At 49.9% G+C, this 10020-nt stretch carries 9 protein-coding genes; all 9 read left to right on the plus strand.

Features of this window, described 5'->3' with window-relative positions; all coding sequences use genetic code 11:
* Positions 1–17: 17 nt before the first annotated feature.
* A complete protein-coding gene (locus AC1VOR_RS18000; RefSeq protein WP_482619795.1) occupies positions 18–782 on the plus strand; it encodes a Spo0B domain-containing protein in 765 nt (254 codons plus the stop codon).
* Positions 773–2086, plus strand: coding sequence for a GTPase ObgE (gene obgE / locus AC1VOR_RS18005; protein WP_482619797.1), 1314 nt, complete (start codon positions 773–775; stop codon positions 2084–2086). Before AC1VOR_RS18000 ends, obgE begins: the two co-directional genes overlap by 10 nt.
* A gap of 123 nt (positions 2087–2209) precedes the next feature.
* Positions 2210–2647 carry an ACT domain-containing protein gene (locus AC1VOR_RS18010; protein WP_059049660.1) on the plus strand — a complete coding sequence of 146 codons (438 nt, stop codon included), beginning with the start codon at positions 2210–2212 and terminating at the stop codon, positions 2645–2647.
* A gap of 101 nt (positions 2648–2748) precedes the next feature.
* Positions 2749–4035 carry a homoserine dehydrogenase gene (locus AC1VOR_RS18015; protein ID WP_482619799.1) on the plus strand — a complete coding sequence of 429 codons (1287 nt, stop codon included), beginning with the start codon at positions 2749–2751 and terminating at the stop codon, positions 4033–4035.
* Between the two features lie 51 nt (positions 4036–4086).
* Positions 4087–5157: a threonine synthase gene (gene thrC, locus AC1VOR_RS18020; RefSeq protein WP_482619801.1), complete on the plus strand. Its 1071-nt coding sequence runs from the start codon at positions 4087–4089 to the stop codon at positions 5155–5157.
* Positions 5154–6128 carry a homoserine kinase gene (gene thrB, locus AC1VOR_RS18025; RefSeq protein ID WP_482619803.1) on the plus strand — a complete coding sequence of 325 codons (975 nt, stop codon included), beginning with the start codon at positions 5154–5156 and terminating at the stop codon, positions 6126–6128. Before thrC ends, thrB begins: the two co-directional genes overlap by 4 nt.
* Positions 6125–7048, plus strand: coding sequence for a prephenate dehydratase (gene pheA / locus AC1VOR_RS18030; RefSeq protein WP_482619805.1), 924 nt, complete (start codon positions 6125–6127; stop codon positions 7046–7048). The genes thrB and pheA overlap by 4 nt, the downstream gene beginning before the upstream one ends.
* Positions 7024–7905 (plus strand): branched-chain-amino-acid transaminase, encoded by an 882-nt coding sequence (gene ilvE, locus AC1VOR_RS18035; protein ID WP_482619807.1) that lies wholly within the window; start codon positions 7024–7026, stop codon positions 7903–7905. The genes pheA and ilvE overlap by 25 nt, the downstream gene beginning before the upstream one ends.
* A 167-nt stretch (positions 7906–8072) precedes the next feature.
* Positions 8073–9659, plus strand: coding sequence for a LysM peptidoglycan-binding domain-containing protein (locus tag AC1VOR_RS18040; protein WP_482619809.1), 1587 nt, complete (start codon positions 8073–8075; stop codon positions 9657–9659).
* Positions 9660–10020 lie beyond the last annotated feature (361 nt).

Below are 10020 nucleotides of genomic sequence, written 5' to 3' on the forward strand. Positions count from 1 at the left end.
AGAGGAACGGGGAAAATATGAAACATCGGTTCATGGTGCGGGCGATGTTTGTGCTGTTGGCACTGGTCTGCCTGGCTATTGTGTATTATCTGAGATCGCCGATAGGACAGGTCTTGCTATTTGGGAGTCTGCTTATCGCATTTTGGGCCTATGTCAGACATATTCGCAAGCAGGCCGAGACCCAGCGCAAGCAACTGCTGGCGTCGGTGCAACGTACGGCCACAGCAACATTAGGTCATCATCGGCACGATTGGATGAACGACTTGCAGATTTTGTACGGATATATCCAATTGCGGAAAATTGATAAACTGGTTGACTGCGTGGAAAGAATAAAAGGACGCATGGCTGTGGAGAGTAAAATTTCCCGGCTTGGCATTCCGTCCTTGGTGTTCTATCTGCAATCCTTCCGTGAGGTGAATAGTTCTGTACAATTGGAGGTTGATATTGCGGATGACCTGCAATTGGGGACTTTATTGACGGAAGCGGATGCGGAGGAACTGACAGAGGCCATTATGGAAACGGTACGGGCGTTTCAGTACAGTGGGCGTTCTTCCTGGGGCGAGACCTTACAGCTCAAGATGCTGCTGTACCTTGAGGACGAAGAGGTTGTCGTCCGGTTTGATCAATTGGGGGCAGCGGGAAATCGTGAACTGCTTGGGCAGCATATGGGCGGATGGATGACGGCGGGGCGAATTCGTGCCGAACAATTGGACTCGGAGAATAGCTCCCTGAGACTGCGAATGGCTTGCGGAAAAATGAATGAGGTGAATGCATGTTTGTAGATAAAGCGAAGATTTATGTTAAGGGCGGTGACGGAGGCGATGGAATCGTTGCCTTTCGCCGCGAGAAGTATGTACCGGAAGGTGGACCTGCCGGTGGGGATGGCGGTAAAGGCGGTGACGTGATCTTTCGCGTTGATGAGGGCCTGAGAACGCTGATGGATTTCCGCTATCAACGGCATTTCAAAGCGGAGCGCGGCGTGAAGGGACGCAATAAGAGCCAGCATGGTGCTAACGCCGAGAATATGATCGTAAGGGTTCCACCAGGAACGATCGTAATTGATGATGACACGCAGGAAGTGCTAGCGGATTTGACTCGGCACGGACAACAGGTCACTATTGCCCGCGGAGGCCGCGGAGGTCGCGGCAACACTCGGTTTGCAACGGCCAATAATACGGCACCAGAATTAGCGGAGCACGGCGAGGAAGGCCAGGAGCGTTGGGTTGTGCTGGAACTGAAGGTTATGGCTGACGTTGGATTGGTAGGCTTCCCTAGCGTTGGGAAATCAACGTTGCTGTCGGTCGTATCAGCAGCTACCCCCAAGATTGGCGCCTATCATTTTACGACGATTACTCCGAATTTGGGCGTAGTTGAAGTCGGAGAAGGCCGTAACTTTGTCATGGCCGATTTGCCAGGTCTGATTGAAGGAGCTCATGAAGGCGTAGGCTTGGGACATGAATTCCTGCGACATGTGGAGCGTACCCGCCTGATTATCCATGTGGTGGACATGGCTGGATCGGAAGGACGCGATCCTTTCGACGACTGGCAGAAGATCAATGATGAGCTTAGACAATACAATGCCGATCTGGAGAATCGTCCGCAGATCGTGGCTGCTAATAAAATGGACATGCCGGAATCTGCCGAGAATTTGGAGAAATTCCGGGAGGAAGTAGCCAAAGTGCGCGGTGATTTGGAGATTATGCCTATCTCTTCTTTAACTCGGCAAGGCGTGCAAGAATTATTGTACCGTGTTGCTGATCTGCTTGATCAAATTCCAGAAGCTCCGGCCATTGAAGAACTGACGGAGATTCCGGAACGCAAGGTGTATAAGTTGGAACAGGATGTGGACGACAGCTTCACAATCAAGCGTGAGAACGAGACGTTTGTGGTGGAAAGTGTGAAAATTGAACGCATGATGAAACGGATGCAGTTGAATTCGCATGATGCCATCCTGAAGCTGGCTCGGACATTGCGACATATGGGAGTCGACGAGGAACTGCGCAAACGCGGCGCCAAAGACGGCACCCCGGTTCGAATCGGCGATTTCGAATTCGAATTTGTAGAGGGCAGCAGTTACTATTATTAACAGGAGGAGCACCTATAGGGTGCTTTTCTTGTTATAGATAGGGCAAAAACCATTGCCGGATGTTGATCTTTCCGTTATAATGTCCACTATATGAAAACAAAAGTCTCTAAGGAGCGGACGATTGTGAAAGAGCATTATTATTTGGTACGAGAGGATATTTTGCCTGAAGCGGTAGTAAAGACACTCCAGGTGAAGCAGTTGCTGGCAGCCGGTGAGGCCAGAACAGTCCATGAGGCTGTGGCACAGGTAGGCTTAAGCCGAAGTGCCTTTTATAAATACAAGGATGGCATCCATCAACTGAACCAAATCGAGCGGGAGAGCATTGTGACCATTTCCTTCGATTTGGAGCATCGCTCGGGCATATTATCGAAAGTGCTCGCGTTGATTGCCGGTTCAGGAGGGAATGTGCTGACGATCAATCAGAGTATTCCATTACAGGGAAAAGCGAATGTGGTCATTTCTGTAGAGACCTCCAGGCTAACGGAGGAACTGGATGAAATGCTGCAATCGCTGCAAAGCGTTCCCGGGGTACGCCGAACGCAAATTGTGGGTCAGGGCTGACCATGGTTGGAAAATAGGTGATTTGGAATTGTGAGGAGAAAGATAGAAACAAACACCAAGAGGGAAACATACCCGCACTTGGATATGAGGAGGGGACAGCAGTGAAGCCTGTGAAGGTGGGTTTGCTTGGACTGGGTACGGTAGGAACCGGAGTCGTTCGGATTTTGGAAGGTCATCAGGAGGACCTGGCAAGTCAAGTTGGTTCGCCGATTCTAATTGAGAAAATTGCCGTCAGAAATGTAGAGAAATCCCGCAGTATTTATGTGGATTCTAGCAAATTGACGGAGGACCCTTGGGAGGTCATTCGCCATCCTGATATCGATGTGATCGTCGAAGTGATGGGAGGCGTTGAGCAGACCAAGGCATATATATTGGAGGCGCTGGAGCGTGGCAAGCACATTGTGACTGCCAACAAGGATTTGATGGCGCTCTACGGCTCGGAGATTTTAGCCAAGGCGCTTGAGCATCAATGCGATGTATTCTATGAAGCAAGCGTTGCCGGTGGTATTCCCATCATCCGTACGCTTATCGAGGGGTTCTCTTCGGACCGAATTGTAAGGATTATGGGGATTGTCAACGGTACAACCAATTATATTTTGAGCAAAATGAGCCAGGAAGGAGCCTCCTACGAGGATGTGCTGAAGGAAGCGCAGCAGCTTGGCTATGCCGAATCTGATCCTACTTCCGACGTGGAAGGGCTGGATGCGGCCCGGAAGATGGCCATTCTTGGTACCTTGGGCTTCCGTACGAATGTGGAACTGAGTGATGTGCAGGTACGGGGGATTTCCTCTGTATCGAAGGAAGATATTTTGTACGCGAAAAAGCTTGGCTACGAAATGAAGCTGCTGGGGATTGCAGAACAGCAAGACGATGAGTTCAGTATCACTGTACAGCCGACCATGGTCAAGAAGACACATCCGATTGCAGCGGTGCATGGAGTATTCAATGCCGTCTATGTGTATGGTGAAGCGGTGGGCGAGACGATGTTCTATGGTGCCGGTGCCGGCGAAATGCCGACGGCAACGTCAGTTGTGGCCGATCTGGTCGCCGTGGTCAAGAACCTCAAGCTTGGGGTTAACGGACTGAAAGCCATCGTTCCCTACAAAACGAAAAAGCTGAAAACAGATGACCAAGTTGCGTACAAGAACTTCCTGCTGTTGCATGTGGATGACAAGGCAGGCGTACTGGCTCAGATTACCCAGGTATTTGCCGAATATGAGGTGAGCCTGGACTCGGTTGTTCAGACACCAAATACCAATCTGGCTGGAGCCGAGATTATGATTGTCACCCATCGTGCCAGCAAAGCCAGTCTGGAGAAGGTAATCCATCATTTCGAATCACTGGATGTCATCCACCGGATCAAAAGCGTCTATCGCGTTGAAGGGTAAGTTGCAATCAGACACGGAAATACACATTTCAGATAAAAGGAGTTTATATGCATGAGATATCTCGGACTATTGGAAACGTACAAGGAATATTTGCCCGTCAATAGCAATACCCCGAAGCTTACCCTACAGGAAGGCAATACCCCACTGGTTCGGGCAGAGAATCTGTCGCAGGAGTTGGGGCTGGACCTGTATTTCAAATACGAAGGGCTGAATCCGACCGGTTCATTTAAGGACCGTGGTATGGTGATGGCTGTTGCCAAAGCTATTGAGGAAGGCAGCACAACTGTGATGTGTGCGTCCACCGGGAATACCTCGGCAGCAGCCGCAGCTTATGCCGCTCGTGCAGGGATTGATTGCATCGTACTTATTCCAAACAACAATATCGCGCTCGGGAAATTGGCTCAAGCGATGATTTATGGTGCAAAGGTGATTGCCATTGAAGGGAACTTTGACCGTGCTCTGGAGATTGTACGGGATATCACGGCCAAACATCCGATTACGCTGGTCAACTCAGTGAATCCTTACCGTATTGAAGGTCAGAAGACGGCAGCCTTTGAGGTGTGCGATCAATTAGGCAAAGCGCCGGACGTGTTGGCTATTCCGGTAGGGAACGCAGGCAACATCTCGGCTTATTGGAAAGGGTTCAAAGAATATCATGAACGTGGCAAATCAGCGTCCTTACCACGGATGGTCGGTTTTGAGGCCGAAGGAGCCATGGCTATTGTCAAGGGTGAGCGAATCCTTGAACCGGAAACGATTGCTACAGCGATTCGCATTGGCAATCCGGCAAGCTGGAAGACAGCCGTAGCAGCAGCGGAGGAGTCCGGCGGACAAATCAATTATGTTACAGATGAAGAGATCCTGAATGCTTACCGGACCATTGCGGCTAAGGAAGGTATCTTTGCAGAGCCGGCTTCGGCTGCTTCGATTGCCGGTGTATACAAGCTGCATCGGGAAGGTTATTTCCAAGGTGGCGAGACGGTTGTGTGCGTATTGACTGGCCATGGCCTGAAAGATCCGAATATTGCTATTAAGAGTATTGGCAGCGAACCACTGGTCGTACAGGATACAGAAGCTGCGGTAATGGAGGCCATTAGCAAGTTGCGGGGAGCGCAGGCATGATTCGCCGGGAAGGCGTCCGGGTGAAGGTGCCTGCGAGCACCGCTAACCTTGGACCGGGATTCGATACCTTGGGGATGGCGCTATCTCTCTACTCTTGGCTTGAACTCAAGCCGGCAGACAAGACGGTATTTCACCTTTATGGTGATGATTTGAAGGGTCTGCCGAAGGACAAGAACAATTTGATTTATCAGGTTGCACAGTTGGTATTTACGGAGGCGGGAGTAGCCGTACCGGAGTTGGAAATTTCGATGTACTCCAACATCCCGCTTACACGTGGACTAGGCAGCAGCGCTTCGGCAATCGTCGGAGCGCTGTTTGCAGCCAACCTGCTGATCGGTGAACCTCTGGATCAAGCCAAACTGTTCGATATGGCAACCGCTTTGGAGAAGCATCCCGACAATGTAGGGGCTTCCCTCTACGGCGGAATCATTACGGCAGCCTGGGATGGCAACCATGCGGATGTGTTGCGAATTGAACCGCCACAAGATTTGGATGTACTGGTGGCTATTCCAGAATTTCAATTGTCTACTTCCAAAGCGCGAGACGCGTTGCCGAAGCAAGTTACCTTGCAGGATGCGGTGTATAATGTCAGCCGCGCTTCTCTGTTGATAGCGGCATTGTCGGCTGGTCGACTGGATTTGATATCGGCAGCTATGCAGGACCGGCTGCATCAGCCCTACAGGGCGGCACTGGTTCCAGGCATGGCCCGGATCTTAGCGGAGGCCGTTGATCACGGAGCACTTGGAGCAGCCTTAAGCGGCGCGGGACCAACGTTGCTGTGCTTGGTGGATGCAAAGCGTACTAAGGATGAGAGCAAGCGGCTGGAGAACTTTTTGTTAAATACATTAGGCGAGCAAGGCGTCCCTGCAAAGTTGATGTGGTTAAAATCTTGCACACATGGGGCTGTGGAGCTTACTATGGATAAGGAAAGTTCATTTTGGGATTACATCAAAGGGGAAGTCAGGACATGAAGCGAATAGCACTGCTGCCAGCAGGGTCGGTGTCCCATGAAGCGGCGCTGCACCTGCTTGGCGACGAACCAGCGGAGTTGCTGCATTTCAAGCAAATCTCCGATGTATTCTTGGCTACCGCCACGGGCAAGAGCGACTACAGCGTGATTCCGATGGAGAATACCATTGAAGGCTCCGTGAGCTTGCATATGGATTGGCTTGTCCATGAAGTGGACATTCCGATGCAAGTGGAGTGGGTATATCCTTCTATACAGAATTTGATTGGACGGAAGGAAGAGTTTATCTCTGCGGACCATACCGATGCTGTGGATTATAGTAAGGTGATGAAGGTATTTTCGCATCCAGTGGCTATGGCACAGTGCTTGCAGTTTATCCGCTCGCATATGCCGGAGGCAGAACTGGAACACGTTGGAAGCACTTCGGAAGCTGTAGAATGGGTCATGCGAAATCCCGGGCAAGGCTGGACGGCGATCGGTACAGGACTTGGGGCACAGCGACATGGACTTGATATCCTGGCTAGCCGGGTGACAGACCATGATAACAATTTTACCCGGTTTGTACTTATTGGCCCTAAGCCGTTTGAGGTACGGACCACAACTGGAGCCCAGAGCAAGACAAGTGTGCAGGTCACGTTGCCTGAGGATTACCCGGGCGCGCTGCATCAGGTATTGTCGGCATTTGCCTGGCGCAAACTGAACTTGACCCGGATTGAATCGCGTCCAACCAAGAAAAGATTGGGTAATTACTACTTCATCATGGACGTGTTGGAGTCTCTGGATTCCGTGCTGCTGAGTTCGGCAATCAAGGAAATTGAAGCATTAGGATGTCAGGTGCGTGTGCTGGGGAGTTATCCTAGCCTACCACCTGGGGAACAAAAAGCGGAGGTGTCAAAGACATGGCAGAGCAATGGATTTATTTAGATGGACAATTCGTAACCAAGGATCAAGCAAAGGTCTCCGTGTATGATCACGGCTTTTTGTACGGGGACGGGATTTTTGAAGGTATCCGTATCTACAATGGAAATATCTTTAAATGCAAAGAGCACTTGGACCGCCTTTATGATTCGGCCAAATCGATCATGCTAAATATCCCGCTATCTTATCAGGAAATGGAAGATGCGTTGGTTGAGACGTTGCGTCGTAATGAACTGCGTGACGGATACATCCGTTTGATCGTCTCGCGCGGGGCGGGTAACCTCGGACTTGATCCGAATCGCTGCCCTAAAGCATCTGTGATTATCATCGTAGAACAGTTGGCCATTTATTCAGAGGAAGCCTATAAGACGGGACTCAAGACCGTTTCTGTATCGACACGGCGGAACATCCCGGATGCGCTCAACCCAAAAATTAAATCGCTGAATTACCTCAATAATATATTGGTGAAGATTCAATCCAATCTCTCTGGCGCCGGTGAAGCCATTATGCTGAATGGACAAGGTTATGTGACTGAGGGCTCGGGGGATAACATCTTTATCATCAAAAATGGAGTTATCACGACACCTCCATGCTACTTGGGTGCTTTGGACGGCATCACTCGTCAGGCGATCATGGAGATTTGTCGTCAAAAAGGCTATAGTCTTCAAGAGCAACCATTTACGCTTCATGATGTATATGTGGCGGATGAAGTGTTCCTGACAGGGACGGCTGCGGAAGTTATTGCCGTACGTGAAGTAGACGGCCGTATTATTGGTGAAGGTCACGCCGGGCCAATCACGCTGCAGCTATTGGAAGAGTTCCGGGCGATCGTGGATCAAGATGGCCTGAAAGTTTGGCAATAACGACGACCTATCTGTTACATCCATCCTATTTTCCTTTCTATTATGAGAGGGAGATAGGATTTTTTATTTTGCGGGATGTCAAAAACCGGGCAACTGCATAGGATGTAATAAATGGGCCCCGGGCGAACATCACGTACCGGAGAAGAAACCTAGGAGGTTTTTATCGCGTGAAAATCCACATTGTCAAACAGGGCGATACTTTATTTGAACTGTCAAAAAAGTATAACGTGCCCCTCCAGAAACTGATTGAAGCCAATCCGCAACTGGCAAACCCGGACCAGTTAAACATTGGCGACAAGGTGAAAATTCCGGCCGTAGCTGTAACGATTGGCGGGGAGACGGGAAATGTCTACAAGCATGTTGTGAAGCAAGGGGATACGCTGTTCAAATTGTCAAAAGCATGGGGACTGCCGTTACAAGCCCTGATCACGGCCAATCCGCAATTAAGCGATCCGAACAAGCTGAAGATTGGAGAGGTCGTCAATATTCCGTCAGCATCAGGAGGTTCGGGAGGTGGTGCCTCCCACGAGAATCCAGGAACTCTGCCTGGGGCTGGAGGGAAGAAAAATACCGCTCCTATCAAGAAGGTACCCACTGACGTGAAGCCGGAAATGACCGCTCCCAAGCCAGTTAAGGAGGAGAAACCAAAGACTCTTCCTGTACAGGAAAAACCCAAGGAGCAGCCGATCCATGTAGAGCCGCCAAAGAAGGTGCCTATGGAAATCAAGGTTGAGGTTGAACAAATCAAATATGAGACGGCTAAATTCGAGCCAGTCAAGTACGCGCCCATGAAGGGGGAATCGCTTAAAGGGGAAGCCCTTAAGGGAGAAGCCATGAAAAGCGAACCTATCGCATATAATCCCTATGCTAATATGCCGATGAAGGGCGAACCAGCCACAATTAATCCTTATGCCAACATGCCCATGAAAGGCGAGCCAGCCACATTTAATCCATATGGATATGGGCCCATGAAGGGAGAACCGGTGGCGCAGTCGTCGCTATACCCGTCCGCCTACCCTAATCCGCCGATGCCACACTACGCGATGGAGCAGCCAGCCTCTGTGCTCCCTGCAATGGGGTATGCCCCATCTCCTTGTGGTTGCTCAGGGTCCACACCGTACAATTACCAGCCTGAAACCTACCATCCTTTTTATCAGTATCCCGTTGCTGCTGAACCAGTATTTTATGACAATGTTCCCTATATGCAACAACCCGCAACATTACCTGCAATGGACGTCAACTATCCAGGAATATCAAATGCTAATGCCCCGTTACCACAGGCTCCCGACCTGGGAGGTGCTTATCAGGAAATGAAGGGGAGTCCGGTTCATGGTTATAGTCCGTATAGTGTCTCTCCCCAGTACGTATCTCCGGAAGCCTACGGGAATATGGCATATCCGCACACCATGGGATGGCAGCCTGGCCCGGGGTATGTATCTCCTTATGGAGCAGTGATGCCAGGGTATAATAATGCTCCGTATGCAGGGATGGCCAATCAGGCTCCTATAGCCAACAAGCCCTTAAAAGGAGAGTATGTTGCCTCTGAGAATTTGAAGGGTAACTTAAAGAGAGAGCCGGATCATCAACCAGCAGGGAAGGCGAAGTCGCAGACGAAGAAAAATGTTAAAATCTCGGGAGGTCCTTCTGCTAAAGGGAACCGGGGAAAATCGGGCAGAGACACATCCGGGTCTCGCAACCACACTTCGCGCTCCACAAAAGCTTCGACACGGCATAACCCTTGGATTAACAGTTAAGCTAGTAAATCCAGTAAAGCGAGGGTATCTTGGGATGCCCTCGCTTTTTCGAGTTATACTTTAGTTGAGATATAGCATTTTTTGCTGCTAAACCGCTTGAGCAGATTGAAATATTATGATATATTGAATGTCCCAATCTACCTATTCTGTTCGTAGAGGTTGGGAGTCATTTCTGGGTGTGCTTAGGGAATACAAGCTATTAAATTATTTTCAAAAAAACTGCTTGCTATTTAAAACCCAGCGTGTTATATTATTTAAGTCGCCGCTGAAACGCGGTGGTGAGTAAAAAGCAAGTTGATCTTTGAAAACTGAACAACGAGTGAGTAAGAAATACAGAGAACGAAAGTTCTCGTCAGCAAGT

This window comes from Paenibacillus sp. 1SOY10 (genome assembly GCF_056836745.1).